General features: G+C 71.0%; 15 protein-coding genes. 8 read left to right on the forward strand and 7 right to left on the reverse strand.

Going from position 1 to position 15073, the window contains the following annotated elements:
* The first annotated feature begins 37 nt into the window (after positions 1–37).
* From IPK24_12720 to IPK24_12750, 7 genes are all read left to right on the forward strand, one after another.
* Positions 38–469, forward strand: coding sequence for an arsenate reductase ArsC (locus tag IPK24_12720; protein MBK8076396.1), 432 nt, complete (start codon positions 38–40; stop codon positions 467–469).
* Complete coding sequence (gene trxB / locus IPK24_12725) at positions 466–1482, forward strand: thioredoxin-disulfide reductase (protein MBK8076397.1); 1017 nt, start codon at positions 466–468, stop codon at positions 1480–1482. The genes IPK24_12720 and trxB overlap by 4 nt, the downstream gene beginning before the upstream one ends.
* A 131-nt stretch (positions 1483–1613) precedes the next feature.
* Positions 1614–1901 carry a winged helix-turn-helix transcriptional regulator gene (locus IPK24_12730; GenBank protein ID MBK8076398.1) on the forward strand — a complete coding sequence of 96 codons (288 nt, stop codon included), beginning with the start codon at positions 1614–1616 and terminating at the stop codon, positions 1899–1901.
* Between the two features lie 11 nt (positions 1902–1912).
* On the forward strand, positions 1913–2962 hold the full coding sequence (locus tag IPK24_12735) for a permease (GenBank protein ID MBK8076399.1): 1050 nt from the start codon (positions 1913–1915) through the stop codon (positions 2960–2962).
* A gap of 37 nt (positions 2963–2999) precedes the next feature.
* A complete protein-coding gene (locus IPK24_12740; GenBank protein ID MBK8076400.1) occupies positions 3000–3245 on the forward strand; it encodes a thioredoxin family protein in 246 nt (81 codons plus the stop codon).
* 55 nt (positions 3246–3300) lie between these two features.
* Positions 3301–3939 (forward strand): hypothetical protein, encoded by a 639-nt coding sequence (locus tag IPK24_12745; GenBank protein MBK8076401.1) that lies wholly within the window; start codon positions 3301–3303, stop codon positions 3937–3939.
* A gap of 138 nt (positions 3940–4077) precedes the next feature.
* Positions 4078–5922: a DUF4132 domain-containing protein gene (locus IPK24_12750; GenBank protein MBK8076402.1), complete on the forward strand. Its 1845-nt coding sequence runs from the start codon at positions 4078–4080 to the stop codon at positions 5920–5922.
* Positions 5923–5957: 35 nt separating this feature from the next.
* Here the strand turns inward: IPK24_12750 and IPK24_12755 are convergent, their stop codons facing one another.
* From IPK24_12755 to IPK24_12780, 6 genes are all read right to left on the reverse strand, one after another.
* Complete coding sequence (locus IPK24_12755; GenBank protein MBK8076403.1) at positions 5958–6917, reverse strand: FAD:protein FMN transferase; 960 nt, start codon at positions 6915–6917, stop codon at positions 5958–5960.
* On the reverse strand, positions 6914–7363 hold the full coding sequence (locus IPK24_12760) for a hypothetical protein (GenBank protein MBK8076404.1): 450 nt from the start codon (positions 7361–7363) through the stop codon (positions 6914–6916). Before IPK24_12760 ends, IPK24_12755 begins: the two co-directional genes overlap by 4 nt.
* A 148-nt stretch (positions 7364–7511) precedes the next feature.
* The gene (locus IPK24_12765) at positions 7512–9044 is read right to left on the reverse strand and encodes a PAS domain S-box protein (GenBank protein MBK8076405.1); all 1533 of its coding nucleotides are present in this window, start codon (positions 9042–9044) and stop codon (positions 7512–7514) included.
* A gap of 50 nt (positions 9045–9094) precedes the next feature.
* Complete coding sequence (locus tag IPK24_12770) at positions 9095–9748, reverse strand: response regulator transcription factor (GenBank protein ID MBK8076406.1); 654 nt, start codon at positions 9746–9748, stop codon at positions 9095–9097.
* The gene (locus tag IPK24_12775; protein ID MBK8076407.1) at positions 9749–10114 is read right to left on the reverse strand and encodes an STAS domain-containing protein; all 366 of its coding nucleotides are present in this window, start codon (positions 10112–10114) and stop codon (positions 9749–9751) included.
* Positions 10115–10358: 244 nt separating this feature from the next.
* Positions 10359–13154, reverse strand: a complete 2796-nt coding sequence (locus tag IPK24_12780; protein ID MBK8076408.1) for a hypothetical protein — start codon at positions 13152–13154, stop codon at positions 10359–10361.
* A gap of 518 nt (positions 13155–13672) precedes the next feature.
* On the opposite strand from IPK24_12780, the gene IPK24_12785 reads away from it, so the two are divergent.
* Positions 13673–14041, forward strand: a complete 369-nt coding sequence (locus IPK24_12785; GenBank protein MBK8076409.1) for an SRPBCC domain-containing protein — start codon at positions 13673–13675, stop codon at positions 14039–14041.
* Between the two features lie 64 nt (positions 14042–14105).
* Here the strand turns inward: IPK24_12785 and IPK24_12790 are convergent, their stop codons facing one another.
* Positions 14106–15071, reverse strand: a complete 966-nt coding sequence (locus IPK24_12790) for a magnesium transporter CorA family protein (GenBank protein ID MBK8076410.1) — start codon at positions 15069–15071, stop codon at positions 14106–14108.
* Between the last annotated feature and the right edge of the window lie 2 nt (positions 15072–15073).

Consider the following 15073-nt stretch of genomic DNA (forward strand, 5'->3'; position numbering starts at 1 on the left):
CTCGATCCCTTCCATCGCTACCGAAAGGACCCCTGTCATGTCGTTCAAGTCGCCCACCGGCACGCCGTCCGTGCTGTTCGTCTGCATCCACAACGCCGGTCGCTCGCAGATGGCCGCCGGCTGGCTGACCCACCTCGCCGGCGGGCGGATCGAGGTCCGCTCCGCCGGTACCGCCCCGGCCGAGCACGTCAACCCCGCCGCCGTCGAGGCCATGAAGGAGGTCGGTATCGACATCACGACCGCGACCCCCAAGGTGCTGACCGGCGAGGCCGTCGAGGTCAGCGACGTCGTCATCACCATGGGCTGCGGCGACACCTGCCCGTTCTACCCGGGCACCCGCTACCTCGACTGGCCGCTGGACGACCCGGCCGGCCAGGGACTCGACGCCGTCCGGCCGATCCGCGATGCCATCAAGGCCAAGGTCGAGGACCTCATCGCCGAACTGTTGCCCGAAGAGGCCTCGGCATGACCGACCAGCTCCCACCGGACGGCAAGGACGCGAGCGTCGTCCGAGACGTCATCATCATCGGGTCGGGGCCCGCCGGGTACACCGCGGCGCTGTACGCCGCTCGCGCCGACCTGCGTCCGCTGGTGTTCACCGGGTCGGTCACGGCCGGTGGCGCGCTGATGAACACCACCGAGGTCGAGAACTTCCCCGGCTTCCCGCAGGGAATCCTGGGGCCTGACCTGATGGAGCACATGCGGACTCAGGCCGAGCGGTTCGGGGCCGAACTCGTCGTGGACGACGTGGTCGAGGTCGATCTGCGCGGCGCGGTGAAGCAGGTGGTCACCGGCGACGCGCAGTGGGGCAACCGCACGGTGCACCACGCCCGGACCGTGATCCTGGCGACCGGTTCGGCGTATCGCGAGCTGGGTCTGGCGAACGAGAAGCGGCTGTCGGGTCACGGTGTCTCCTGGTGCGCCACGTGCGACGGGTTCTTCTTCCGCGGCCAGGACATCGTGGTGGTCGGGGGCGGCGACTCGGCCGTCGAGGAGGCGACGTTCCTGAGCCGTTTCGCGCGCAGCGTGACGCTGGTGCACCGGCGTGACCAGCTGCGCGCCAGCAAGATCATGCAACAGCGCGCCATCGACGATCCGAAGATCAGCTTCGCCTGGAACAGCGAGGTGGTCGACATCCTGGGTGAGCAGAAGGTGAGCGGCGTCGTCCTGCGCGACGTCCTCACCGGTCAGCAACGCACCCTGGACGTCACCGGGATCTTCGTGGCGATCGGTCACGACCCACGGGTCGACCTCGTCCGCGATCAGGTGGCGCTCGACGCCGCCGGCTTCATCGCGGTGGACGGCCGATCGTCGCGCACCAGCCTTCCGGGGGTGTTCGCCTGCGGGGACGTGGTCGATCACGACTACATGCAGGCCATCACGGCCGCCGGGTCGGGGTGTGTCGCCGCGCTGGACGCCGAACGCTACCTGGCCGCGCGGGCCGATGCCCCGGATCGAGTGCTGACCGCCGCCGCACCCTGATCGCTCGGCTCCATGCCTCGGGCCGTTCGTCATGACTCGTGGACCCGGCCGGCGCGTATGTTTCGATCGTGTTCGAATCAACCACGATTGAATCATTACCGACGGCCGGGTCGGTCGACGTCGGCCCGGTCGTGGTGGACCAGCAGGCCGTCGCGGTATTGGCAGTGATCGCCGATCCGAGTCGCTATGCGCTCGTTCAGGCCCTGACGGCGGGGACGACGTGCGTGTGCGCATTGCAGACGCAGGTGCCGATCGCCGCGAACCTGCTCTCGTATCACCTGAAGGTGTTGCGCGAGGCGGGCCTGATCACGGCGGCGAGGCGGGGCCGCTGGATCGACTACACCCTCGCCCCCGACGCGCTGGACCGCTTGCGCGGTGCACTTCCGGGGGCGCCGGCCGAGCGCGGGTACCACTCGTGAGTGCCGTCGAGTTGCTCCACCTGGACTCGCCGAACCTGACCCGGCGGCGGCTGGGGCTGACCCTGGCGGGTGCCGGGCTCGTCTGGGCCGGCGCGTATCGGCTCAACCCCCTGCTCTGGGACGCCGTACTGTTCGATGCACTCGGACTCGACCCCTCGGGGCGGCTCGGTGAGAGCATCCGGTTCTTCTGCTACGACACCGTCAAGATCGCGTTGTTGTTGACGGTGATCATCTTTGCCGTGACCTTTGCTCGCTCCTACCTCTCGGTCGAGCGCACCCGAACCCTGCTCGGCGGCCGGCGGGAAGGGGTGGGCAACGTGATGGCGGCCGGGCTCGGGGTGGCCACACCGTTCTGCTCCTGCTCGGCGGTTCCCGCCTTCATCGGGTTCGTGGCCGCAGGCGTGCCGATCGGGGTCACGCTGTCGTTCCTGATCGCCTCGCCGCTGGTCAACGAGGTGGCGATCGGCCTGCTGCTGACCATGTTCGGCGTGCGGATCACCCTGCTCTACGTGGCGGCCGGTCTGGTCGTGGCGATCGCCGCCGGCTGGGTGCTGGGTCGACTCGGAGTGCAGCGGTGGGTCGAGCCGTTCGTGTTCGAGACCCGGCTGCGCGGTGTGGTGATCGATCCGGCGATCGGCCTGAGTCTGTCCGACCGGGTCCAGATCGCCGTCGAGGAGGTGCGGTCCATCCTGACCCGCATCTGGCCCTACCTGCTCATCGGGGTCGGCCTGGGCGCGGTGATCCACGGCTGGGCACCTGAGGACGTGTTCACGCGCTTCGCCGGCGCCGACAACCCGTTCGCCGTCCTGGTGGCGGTCGGGATCGGGGTCCCGCTCTACTCCAACGCCGCAGGCGTCATGCCGTTGGTCGAGGCCCTGCACGACAAGGGGCTGCCCATGGGCACGCTGCTCGCCTTCATGATGAGCGTCGTCGCGCTGTCCGCGCCGGAGCTCATTCTGCTGCGCCGGGTACTCCGGCCACCACTGCTGGCGATGTTCGTCGGGGTGGTCGCCACCGGCATCGTTGCCGTCGGATACCTGTTCAACGCACTGCTCGGGTGAGACCCCGCGGCATCAGCGACGATGAGAGGAAGACATGATGATCATCAAGGTGCTCGGCTCCGGCTGTGCGAACTGCGAGCAACTCGAGGCACGCACCCGCACGGCCTTGGCCGAGCTCGGCGCGGTGGCACAGATCGAGCACGTCGTCGACCTCGGCGAGATTGCGGGATACGGCGTCATGCGCACGCCGGCGCTCGTGGTCGACGACCAGGTGGTGGTGTCGGGCCGGGTGCCGACCGCCGGTCAGCTGCGCGAGGTGCTCGCGGGTCTCGGTCTGGGCTGAGGCCGACGTCGAGGAGCTCGTCGCCGAGCTGCCGCCGAAAGAGGACCATGAGGACGTGGAGCACAACGCGTCCCGGCTACGTCGGGACTGGACCGTGGCGTTCGTCGCCGGGGAGCTGGTCGGCTTCGTGCCGCCGGCTGTCACCGGTGCCGTGCTGGCCGCGCGCGGGGCGGGTGATGTCGCCCTCACGGCCGGCCTGACCGTGGCCGGAACTCTCGAGGGGGCTGCCCTCGGCTGGACGCAGTCGGCAGTCGTGAGCAGGGCGCTGCCGGGCCTGCTCCGGCGACAGTGGATCGGGGCGACGGCACTCGCGGCCGCACTGGCCTGGCTCGCCGGGATGGGAGGCTCGGCCGCGATCCAGGCGTTCGGGGTGATGTCACTGGTGTTCGTCGGGCCGGGCCTGGTCGTCGGCCTGCTGGCCATGGGTGTCCTGCAGTGGCTGGTGCTGCGCCGCCACGTACCCGGCGCCCGATCCTGGATCGGTGTCACCTCGGGCGCCTGGCTGGTCGGGGTGATGATCCCGGTCACGGCCCTGTCGACGGTGCCGAACGGGTGGCCGTTACCGGTGCACGTGGTCGTGGGGGTCGCCGCCGCCGTTCTCATGGGCATCACGGTCGGGCTGCTGACCGGCACCAGGTTGGTGCGACTGACGGGACAGGCGCTCCGCGCGCCGAGCCGGGTCACGACGAGCTGACGCCGAGGTCCTCACCAGAAGGAAGGGGGCGCGCTCATCGGCCGAGGCCTCGACAGGTTCACCCCGAACGACCGCTTTGTCGGTGGTGTGTGGTTGCATCGGTTCGAGCGTGATCCGGATCGCACGGGGAGGCGATCGATGGGGGAGACGACCACCGAGGGTGGGGCGAGGCATCGCGCGGCCTCACCCGAGGAGCCGTTCCTGGGCGATGAGTTCGGGGCACGGGCACTGCAGACAGTGCGTGCGGCGTACGGCGAGCGGTGGTTCGCCGAGGGCGACCCGCGCGTCGTCCACCGATTGCTGCTCGATCAGCTGTGCCGCCATCGGCCGTCGCCCGAGGCGCGGTACCTGGTCGATCGTCGACTGCTCCCGACGTTGCTCGAGGCCGTCCACGATGTCGCCGGCGACCTCGACCACGACGACGCGGGCCTGGCGTCGTCCGCGACAGCGCTGCTCGCCGAGGTGAGCATCAGGTGCGGTGCCGGGGCGCGAGGCACCGGCGCGTCGCGTTGCGCCCCCGTGGCCCGAGCCGCGCTCTCCCACCTGACCGCGCGCACCGTGAGCGGCGCCACGACGTCGGTGGAGCTGGCCCGCGCGCTGCTGCGGGTACGCCAGGCGGTGACCAACCGCGCGCTGCGGGCACTGATCGACACCGCGCTCGACGTCCCCGATGGCAGCGAACCCGGTGGGCCGGCCGGCGGGTGGCCCACCGACCTGCCGGATGGCGCCGTTCCCGACCTGGGTCTGGATGCCGACGGCCGCGCTCAGCTGCCGGTGGGTGAGCACCTCGCACGGCTGCACCTCACCGGGGACGCGCACGGAGCCCGGCTCACGGTGACCTGGTGGGTGCCCTCGGGGGGATTGGTGCACCGGGTCCCCGAGGCGGTGGCCCGCGAGCACCCGGCCGAGCTGGCCCAGCTGAGCCGAATGGCCCAGCGGGCCAAGACGATCGCCGCTGCCCAGCAGCGACGGCTGGAACGCCTGCTGGCTGACGATCCGGTGATCACCGGCACGACCTGGTCCGCGTGCTACCTGTCGCACCCCCTGGTGGGGCTGCACGCCCGAACCCTGCTCTGGCAGCTGCGCTGCGGCGAGGATGCCCGCTGGAGAACGGGACTGCCCGAACAGCGGCGCGGTGGCTGGGGGCTGCGCGACCCGGACGGCGCCTGGGTTGCTGTTTCGGGGCGAGATCAGCTGCGGTTCTGGCACCCGGCACGGGCCGAGGCCGACGAGGTCGATCGCTGGCGACACCTGACCTGGGACGAGGAGTACTACCAGTCCTTCCCGCAGATCTGGCGCGACGTGCATCGCCTTCCGCCTGGTCGCAGCGGCAGCGCTCAGATGCTCGGCGATCGGTTGCTGAGCCGGGCTCGTGCGCTGGCACTGGTCCGCCATCGGGGATGGGTGGTGGAGCGGACGGCGACCGGGTTCACGGCGACTCGGCGGATCGCGGCCGGCAGGCTGTGCGCCGAATGGCGAACCGACGTGGTGCAGGTCGAGGCCGACGGCGAGCTGCAGCCGTTCCTGCGGCCGACCACGCTGCGCTGGCATCGGCAGGACCGGACCGGGGTGCGGCCCGTCGAGGCGGGCGAGGTGTCACCCATCACCGTCAGCGAGGTACTGCGCGACCTGGTTCACCTGGTGGCGGCCACGGGCCGAGCATCGAGCACGGACCGCGCCGCGCCGCCGCTGGATGCGCCGGGGTGGCTCCGCCGGCTGGCGCTCGAACGGCTGCTGGCCCGGGATGCGATCCCGGGAGCCACGGTCGAGGGGCCTCACCTGGTGGTGCGCTCGGCCTCGGGTGGCTGGCAGCTGCACCTGTCCACGGGGGTGGTGCGGGAGCAGGCCGACGGCCGGCTCGGATCACTCGTCCACCGACCTCGCCCGTTGGGGATCTTCCTGCCGTTCGAGGACCGCGGTCTGCTGCACCGCCTGGTGGCGACGGCGCGCGTGGTGGCACGCACCGAGGGGGGACCCGAGTGATCGAGGGGAGCTGCCGGACCTCCGCGTGACCACGATCAGGGCCAGCGACCGAGCTGAACCACCGAGCCGTCCTCACCGACCAGCCGTGACGGCAGGTCGCGGGCGCGCAGCCAGGCCAGTCCGGCGGCGCCACGCACGATCGTCGTGGTGCTGGCCAGGTTCGCCTCGAGGCAGGACGCCGCGGCGACCGTCACCGCTCGCCACGGCGTGCGGGCCGGCATGCCGGTGCGGGGGTCCAGCACGTGGTGCAGGAGTTCGCCGCCGCGAGTCCATCGCCGGGCCGCGGTGCCCGAGGTGGCCAGGCCACCGCCGGTCAGGGCGATCACCTGAGCCGGCTCGTCATCCTGGGTCTGCTGCACGGCGATCGGCCATCCACCCTCGGGCGCCGGGCCGGCCATCGCCAGATCGCCGCCGAGGCTGACCAACACCCCGCAGCCGTGATCGGCCGCCAGGGCCGCGGCGGCGCGGTCGGCAGCCCAGGCCTTGGCCGTGGCGCCGAGGTCGAGCCGTACCCCGGCCGGCACCTGCAGCATCCCGCGGGGGCGGTCGAGGTGGACATCACGCCAGCTCGCCGCCGTGGACACCGCGATCTTCAGCTGGTGCTGAGCCGCTGTGCCGCTGGCGGAACTGTCCGTGTCCGCGATCTGGGAGAACGTGCGGTCGTAGCCCAGGGCGGACATGTGATGCCCCAACGTGGGGTCGAGTGCCCCGCCGGTCCGGCGGGCGCCGTTCAGGGCCACTGCCACCGCGTCGGCGAGCAGCGGGCTGACCCGAGTCGGTCGGCCGCCCGCCTCATCGAGGCGCACGAGCTCTGAGTCGCTGCGAAACCGGCTGCACGTGGCGTCCAGAGCCTCCAGCCGGGCGGCGAGATCCGCGCGGGCGGCACCGAGCCTGTCGGCGTCGGTGACCACCAGACGTACCTGGACGCCGAGCGCTCGCCACGTCGCCGAGCGCAGTGCAGAGGTCGTCGACCTCGAGGGCGCCGAGACGCTCATGACGTGTGCGTGGCGGCCGCCGGCGCCTGGGCCGCGGTGGTCGGGGCCTGCACCGCGGCCTGACCGGAGCCGGAACTGGTCGCGGCGTCATCGGAATCGTCCGACCTGTCGGTGTCCTCGGAATGGTCGGAGTCGTCGGAGCCCTGGGAGCTGTCCCAGTGCTCGCTGTCCTCATCGGCGCTCGTCGAGCTGGATTGGCTGCTGGACTGGCTGTTGTTCGCGCTGTCGGTGGCGGCCTGGGCGGCCTCGTTGCCGCTCGCGACGATGGTCACCACGGCTCCGGTGCCGAACAGGGCCGCGGCCCCCAGGCCCACCGTGGCCAGACGCACTCCGCGCCGGGCGGCGTCCCGGCGAGCCTGCCGAGAGGTGACCTGGGTCGGGGGCACGGCGAAGGCTCCGGGGACCTGAGCGTCGGGCTGTTCGTGGGGGAGTGGCTGGTAGGTCATGGTGGGGCTCCGGGGGTCGACTGCCGCCGTCCATCGGCGACAACCCCACCGTGGCCCGGCCGACTACGAGGACCATGTCGCCGGCCTGTGGGCCGGCTGTGAGCCTCGGGTGACGGCCGTGGGACCGCAGCGCACCATCAGAGCACCGTCAGAGCACCGGGAATCCCGCCAGGGACTCACTCCGGTCGGTCGGTGGCACCCGCAGCACCAGTCGGGTGCCGGTGCCTGCCGTCGAGCGGATCTTCAGCACAGCGCCGAGCAACTCGGCGCGCCGTTGCATGTTCGCCAGTCCGTTACCGGGCTGAACCTGGTTGGGGTCGAACCCGGTGCCGTCGTCCGTCACCACCAAGGTGACGGCACCGGTGGGGCTCACGCGCAGGCGGACCACGGCCTTGGTGGCCTCGGCGTGCCGCACGATGTTGGACAGGCTCTCGCTCACCACACCGAGTACGTGGTCGACCACCGCCGCCGGAGCGTCCTCGAGCTCACCGTCCACATCGAGCAGAGGGCTGAACCCGAGCTGGTCGGCGCGCGCGTCGACGACTCGGCGCAGCAGGTCGACGCCCCGATCCGGGTCCCCCGTCTCGAGGTCGAAGATCGTCGTGCGGATCTGCTTGATGGTGGCATCGAGTTGGTCGACGGTGGCGGCCACCCGGGCGGTCGCCAGCGGCGCGCTGATCAAGGGCTGGACCGAGTCCAAGGCCATGCCGGCGGCGAACAGGTCCTGGATGACGCTGTCGTGCAGGTCCCGGGCGATGCGCTCGCGATCCTCCAGCACCCGAAGGCGTTCCCGGTCGGCGCGCAACTCACCGATGTGCAGCGCGGCGGCTGCCTGGTCGGCGAAGCTGCGCGCCACATCGATGTCGTTGCGGCTGAAGGGATGCCCGACCGGTCGGACCATCCCGAGCACGCCGATCACCACATCCGGCGTGCGCAACGGCAGTGCCAGGACCTCGGCGCGTCCCTCGGCCGGCAGGATGCCCTCGATCACCGCGTGCGGTTCTCCATCGGAGGCGGTCACCACGGCCCGCCCCACGGGCAACACCCGGGCCGCCAGCGTGAGCTCGAGGGGTACCTGGGTGTCGACCAGGGGCTGGGCATCGTGACCGTCGGCGGCTCGCACGGTGGCGCTGTGACCATCGGGGGAGGGCACCATGACCACGGCGTCGCTGGCCCCGAGCAACATCCGGGCCCGTCGGCACACCAGGGACAGCGACCGTGAGGGATGGGCCCCGAGCAGCACGGCGAGCCGGATCTCGCCCAGGGCGCTCGCCCAGGCCTGGCGCCGCTCGCGATCGGCCTCGGCGGCCCGGCGTCGGCTGACGTCGACCAGGTGCAGCAGGCACAGGGGCTCGCCCCCGTCGTCGCGGTCGGGCAGAACCGAGGTGTGTACCTCGAGCCACACCGTCGAGCCGTCGGCTCGGCGGCAGGGACGCTCCCCGGTGAATCCGGGCACCTCGTCGGCACCCCGCCAGCTGTCGATCTTGCGGCCGGCGCGGCGTTCCCGGTAGTCGTTCACCGAACGCCCCACCATCACCGTGGGTTCGACACCCAGGAGATCGGCGAGAACCCGGTTCACCCGGACGATGCGGTGGCCGCCACGGGTCACCATGGCCATCCCCACCGGGGCATGGTCGAAGGCGGCACGAAACGCTCCCCGGCCGAGGTCGGAGGCGTTCATCGTGGGCTCACCCGCTCCCGGTAGGGACTCGACACCTGATCATGCCCGGGTCACGACCACCGTCGGCCGAAGCCTCGAATCCGCGCGCCGTACACCGCAGCCTGAGTGCGTCGCTCGACGTGCAGTTTGGCCATCAGGGACGTCACGTGGTTCTTGACGGTCTTCTCGGCGATGTTGAGGCGTTGCCCGATCTGACGATTGGTCAGGCCCTCGACGATCAGATCGAGCACCCGCTCCTCCTGCGGGGTCAACTCGGTCATCGGGTGATTGTTCCGCCGGTTCGACTCCGTGGCACGCGCAGGAACCTGTAGTGCCGCAGGCCGTTCCATGAGGGACTCCCCGGCCGCCACCCGTCGCACCGCGTCGGCCAGGTCCGGGCCGTGGATCTGTTTCAGGATGTAGCCCGCGGCACCGGCGAGAACCGAGGCCGTGAGCGCCTCGTGGTCGTCGTAACTGGTCAGGATGATCGCGTGGATGGAGGGATCCCGCGACCGGATCTCGCGACACACCTCGATGCCCGAGCCATCGGGTAGGCGGGCATCGAGCAGTGCCACGTCGGGGCGCAGCGCCGGGATGCGGCGGGCAGCCTCACGGGCCAGACCGGACTCTCCGACGATCTCGATACCGCCGGCCTCGGTGAGGATCTCGCGCAGGCCACGACGCACCAGCTCGTGATCGTCGAGGATGAAGACGGTGACAGCCACTCACGCCGTCCGGGTATCGGGCGAGGCATCGGGCAAGGATCGACGCCGGGGTACCGACTTGAGGTGGGTGCGGCGGATCTCCTCGATCGCCCGAGTGGCGTTGCGCGAGATCGGGAACTCGCCGGCCAACCCCGTCAGGTCGAGCTGAGCCTGGAGATCATCGGGGACGGCAGCCAGCCAGAACTGCGAACCGTGCCACAGTGCCGCTCGTCGCATCGCCTCGAGCAGCCCGGCGCCGTGGTCGTCGATCGAGGTCACCGCAGCCAGGTCGACCAGCACGCAGCGCGGTCGCGAGCGCAGGGCTGCCTCGAGGGCACGTCGGCACACCGGCCAGGCCCGCGAGTCGAAGGCGCCCGCGACGGTCACCACGGGCATCCTGCTGACCGACCTCAGCGCGACACACACCACGTCTTCGTGATGCCACCACTGGGTCAGGGGCTCCATCTGGAGCACTCGTGCATCGAGTAACGGGGGGATCCGGGAATGGCTGTCCGTCACGGCTCACCTCCGCTCGTCGGGGACGATCACGTCACACGACGACGCTAGGTGTCCGAAGTGTCAACTCTCCAGGACCGAAGGTCCCATCGGTGCCCAATTCACCTGCGAAGGGTCACCCTGCGTACACGGTGATCACGGTTGATGTGCCCGCGTTCGAGAGGCCTGCCCCGTTGACGGCCGTCACGGTGATCCGGGCGGTGCGGCCGGCCGCGAAGGTCCCAGCGGGCAGCGTCGCCGTCGTCGCCGAGGAGGCGACGCTCGCCAGCACCTTGCCCGCCACGGCGATGTCGTAGCGCAGGATTCCGGACTGTTCGTCGCCGGCCGCCGTCCAGGAGACCGGGGTGGCGGCGCCGGCCTTCTGCCGTGCCGGTGTGGTGATCACCGGTGCCGAGGGCTTGGTGGTGTCCACCTGCATCGTCGCCGTGGCGGCTTCGCCCACGGTGCCGCCCGCATTGATCGCGGTCACCGTGATGGTGGAGGTTCCCTCGGGCAGGGTCACCGAGGCCTTGAGGACCTTGCCCGACAGCGTCTTGACCACCGGGCCGGCCAGCGATGGTGCGCTGATCTCGAGGCGGTAGGTGGCGATCCAGGTGTCCGGCTCCGCGGCCGCCAGCCAGCTGAGCACCACCGCGCGCTTGGAGCTGATCGCCTGCTGTTGCCCGGCGACGGTCATGCTCAGCAGGCTCGGTGCCCCCGGGGCGCTGACGTCGACGGTGCCGGTCGCCTTGACCGGGGCCGAGCGGTTGCCGGCAGCGTCCACGGTGCGCACGGTCCAGACGTGCGTCCCGGCCGCGGCCACAGCGCTGCGGGTCTCGGTGGTCGTCACGGCTGGCGCACCATCGAGCGTCACCTCGTAGTGAAGGGCGGTGCCGCTGTCGGGCGGGGCGGTCCACGTCACCCGGTTGGCGCCGGCCGCGAGCTTGACGGTGCGGGGCACGGCCGGGGCCACCGTGTCGACGGTGACCCTCGCTGTGGCCAGGGCACTGGATCGGCCGGTCGAGTCGAGGGCCATCACGCCCAGGGTGGTGGTCGTCGCGGCCGGGAGCACGATCCGGGCGGTCCGGACAGCGGCCGGGATCAGGCCGGTGAACGGTGACCCGTTGGCGTACAACCGGTAGGCGGACACGGCGCCGCCGGTCTGCGCCGGTGACCAGGCGAACGTGACGGTCTTCGAGGCGGCGGCGCTGCCGTCCGCCGGCCCGGTGATCACCGGGGCGTCGGGTGCTCCAGAGCTGCCGGATCCGGTGTCGCCGCCCGATCCGGTGGAGCCTGCCGCGAGCGAGACGGCCGTACCGGTGGCCACGTTGCCGGCCGCATCGACGGCGTCCACCCGCACCGACGATGCGCTGGAGGAGGCACTCACCTGGGCCGAGGTGGCCGTGGGGCCGGCGAAGGCCACCGGCTTGCCGTCGACGTTCACCCGATACCCGGCCACGCCGGACCCGGCGTCGGTCGATGCGGTCCAGATCGCCGTCGCCGTGGTGCTGGAGGCTCGGGTGGCCTGCACGCTCGGCACTGTCGGGGCACTGGTGTCGGCGGCGGTCGAGACGACCCGGACCTTGGCGGTCGAGCCCACCACCCCGACCGAGATCGCGACGGTGGTGCCCGGCACCCGCCAGACCGAGTACGCCGGCATCGCGGTCGAGGTGAAGGCGGAGGACTGCCAGGGCTGCAGGTCGAGCAACTGCGACTGCGGGTAGCTGCCGTTGGGCAGGTAGTGCACCTGGACGCCGGCCCACTCGGGTTTGCGGGTGTCCGGAGCCTGGGCCGGACGGAAGTCGACGTACACCCAGCCCGTGCCGACGTCCACCTTGACGGCCCGCACGTTCCCGACCTGGGTCAGCGGGGACAGCTCGACCTCGGCCGGTGAGGTCGCCGAGGCGGTGACCGTCTGCGCCAAGCCGATCTGATCGGCCAAGGCGGTGTTCAGCGATCCGCTCGCCGCGTAGGTGGCGAAGCCCATCACGTCGGCAGAGTCCTGGTAGCTCTCCACGGTGCACGAGGTCGACAGCGAGACGCGGGAGCCGCCGGAGGTGCAGGTGGCCCGGTTGGCGTGACCGAGACCCAGGTTGTGACCGAATTCGTGGGCGGTGACATCGAGCAGCGGGTAACCGTTGACCCAGATTCGCGATCCGGAGACCGAACCGAGACCGGCCCAGCCGCCACAGTCGGAGCGCTGAGGGAAGTAGACCAGCACGTGACTGGTCAGGGAGGTCGGAGCGGCCACCTGGTGGGCAGCCAGGGCCCGGTCGAAGAGCGCGCCGGAATCGCAGCTGCCCGGATCGGTGATCTTGGCCCAGTTGCGCACCGTCGGGGTGATGGCCACGGTGCCTTGCGATTGCGCTCTCCAGTAGTCGGCCGTGCGCTGGGCCAGCGTCGTCAGCGAGGCCTGGGTCTGGCTGTCGGGGCTGCTCCAATAGACCGGCAACACGGTCAGGGTGTGGGCGCCGGCTGCGGCGCGCAGACTCGTGGCGGCGGCCGCGGCGCGAATCGAGGAGGCCGGGGCCACCGCGGTGACCGTGGCGGTGGTGCCGGACCCGGTACCCGTGGCATAGCGCAGACGCGTGCTGCGCAACGTGACCTTGACCCGCTGACCGGACCGCAGCCCGTTGCCCAGGGCAGCCGGAACGGCGTAGGTGCGCCCGCCCGCGGTCACCATCGTGGTGGTCTCGAGCGCGGGCCGGTTACCGCCCAGAACCACCTCGTGCCCGCGCTCCGCGTCGGCATGGGCGGTGTGACGGTCCACCACCACCACATCCACGGTTCCGGTGACGGTCGAGGTCGACGTCGTCGTCGCCTCGGCCGGGCCTGCCAGGCCGGCCACGCTCGCCGTACCCGCGAGGACGAGGGTCGCGATCAGGGAACGGGTGTTCAGCGGGTGGGGCACCGGCATACGGGACAGGCGCACTCTGGTCCTCCGTGACGTGTGGCTTGCCCAAGTCATTCGGCATCGGCCCGTCATCTCCTTGAACCCAGCGGGCGGGGAACCGATCACCCGTTCGGGTGTCCCGGGGCGCCTGAGGACCACAGCGGGTGATCGGCCGACGGGCCGGCCCGGCGGCGTCCCGGTCGGGTGGGCCGTTCCGGTGAACGACCGGGGGGCCGTTCCTCACGATCCGCCGGCGAACGCGGCGATCGGGTGATCCGCGCGACTCACTCGTTCAGACCCGAGCGGTCCGACCCGACCAGACCCGACTCGACCCGACTCGACCCGACCAGGCCAGACCAGGTTTCGGGGTCTCGCGCCGGGGCGAGATCACGATGTGATCCGGACAACGGGGGACTTGTGGGGAGGCGCTGCGAGGAGTCTGATGGGGGCACCGGTTCCGCAACCGGGGCCGGTTGTCGCGGAACGAGGAGGGCACCATGTCGGCAAGCGTCAGTGAGTCGGAGGAGCAGACCGCCGGGAAGCTCGACGCGCCTCCCGTGGTCGAGGTCAGCAGGGCCGTGTCGGCCCCGTTGACCCACGTCTGGGAGGTGCTGGTCAGTCCCGCTGGTGCGGAGGCTCTGCTGGGCGAGGGTGCTCGCCTGGGTGGCAAGGGCGAGCCGTACCACTGCTCCGATGGTGTCAGCGGAGTGCTGCGCAGCTACCACCCCTTGGAACAGCTGCGCGTGTCCTGGCACGAGACTCCTGACAGCCCGCCCTCGATCGTCGAGGTCGATCTGCGCACGGACGGCGAGGTGACCCGGCTCGACCTGCGTCAGGACCACTTGAGCACGGTCAGCGACGTCGACGCCCTGACGGCGCGCTGGAACTCCGCCCTGGCCGCGCTGGCTCAGGCCGCCGAGGGCTGATCCGGCGGCTTCGTCCGGGGCTCACCTCAGCTCGAGCCCCGGGCGTCGTCGTGCCCGACAACGCTCAGATCCAGTCACGGTGACGGAACACGCCGTAGAGCAGCCCGGAGAACACCACGATCGCCAGGGTCGAGGTCCAGAACCCGCTGGAGTGACCGAATCCCGGATACGGGATGTTCTGCCCGTAGAAGCCGGTCACCGCCGTCGGCACCGCGATGATCGCCGCCCAGCCGGTGACCTTCTTCATCACCGAGTTGAGCCGGTTGCCCTGAATGGTCAGATGGGTCTCGAGGACGGTGGAGACCAGATCGCGCAACGACTCCGTCCACTCGGTCGCGCGCAGCACGTGGTCGTAGACGTCCTGGTAGTAGGGCACCAGAGGCCCGGGCACGATGCCCAGGTCTCGACGCAGCAGCGAGTTCACCACTTCCCGCATCGGCAGCACCACACGGCGCAGCAACACCACCGACTTGCGCAGCTCGAAGGCCCTGCGCTGCACCAGGTTCGGCGGTGGACTGTCGCCGAAGAGGAGATCCTCGAGGTCGTCCAGCTCTTCGTCGAGGGCGCGCACGGCGTCGAAGTGGCTGTCGACCACGGCGTCCAGCAACCCGTGCAGCAGGTAGGCCACGCCGTGTTCGACGAGGTCGGAGGAACCGTCCCACCGGGACACCACGTCCTCGATCGGGAAACCCAGGTCGTGGACGGTCACCAGCGCCCGGGGAGTGACGAACGCCGACACCTCGGTGAGCAGCAGCTCGCCCGAGGTGTCCACGAGACGGACGTGGACGGCGCTGACGAACAGGTGCTCCAGATAACGGTGCACCTTGGGTCGCTCGTGGCGGGTGAGCGCGTCCTCGAGGGCCAGGGCGTGCAGTGACAGTTCCTCGGCGACGACGTCCAGGGCGTGCAGATCCGGGTCGACCAGATCGATCCACACCACGGCGTCCTCGTGCTGCAGGTGCTCGGAGACGTCGGCCACCGGGAAGGCGTCCAGCTCCAGGTGTCCATGCCGGTAGAGCCGGGTGCGGATCC

This window comes from Kineosporiaceae bacterium (genome assembly GCA_016713225.1).
Classification (GTDB): domain Bacteria; phylum Actinomycetota; class Actinomycetes; order Actinomycetales; family Kineosporiaceae; genus JADJPO01.

Coding starts and splice junctions, on each gene's coding strand:
- IPK24_12720 (MBK8076396.1), top strand. CDS start 38: ATGTCGTTCAAGTCGCCCACCGGCACGCCGTCCGTGCTGTTCGTCTGC.
- trxB (MBK8076397.1), top strand. CDS start 466: ATGACCGACCAGCTCCCACCGGACGGCAAGGACGCGAGCGTCGTCCGA.
- IPK24_12740 (MBK8076400.1), top strand. CDS start 3,000: ATGATCATCAAGGTGCTCGGCTCCGGCTGTGCGAACTGCGAGCAACTC.
- IPK24_12750 (MBK8076402.1), top strand. CDS start 4,078: ATGGGGGAGACGACCACCGAGGGTGGGGCGAGGCATCGCGCGGCCTCA.
- IPK24_12755 (MBK8076403.1), bottom strand. CDS start 6,917: ATGAGCGTCTCGGCGCCCTCGAGGTCGACGACCTCTGCACTGCGCTCG.
- IPK24_12760 (MBK8076404.1), bottom strand. CDS start 7,363: ATGACCTACCAGCCACTCCCCCACGAACAGCCCGACGCTCAGGTCCCC.
- IPK24_12765 (MBK8076405.1), bottom strand. CDS start 9,044: ATGAACGCCTCCGACCTCGGCCGGGGAGCGTTTCGTGCCGCCTTCGAC.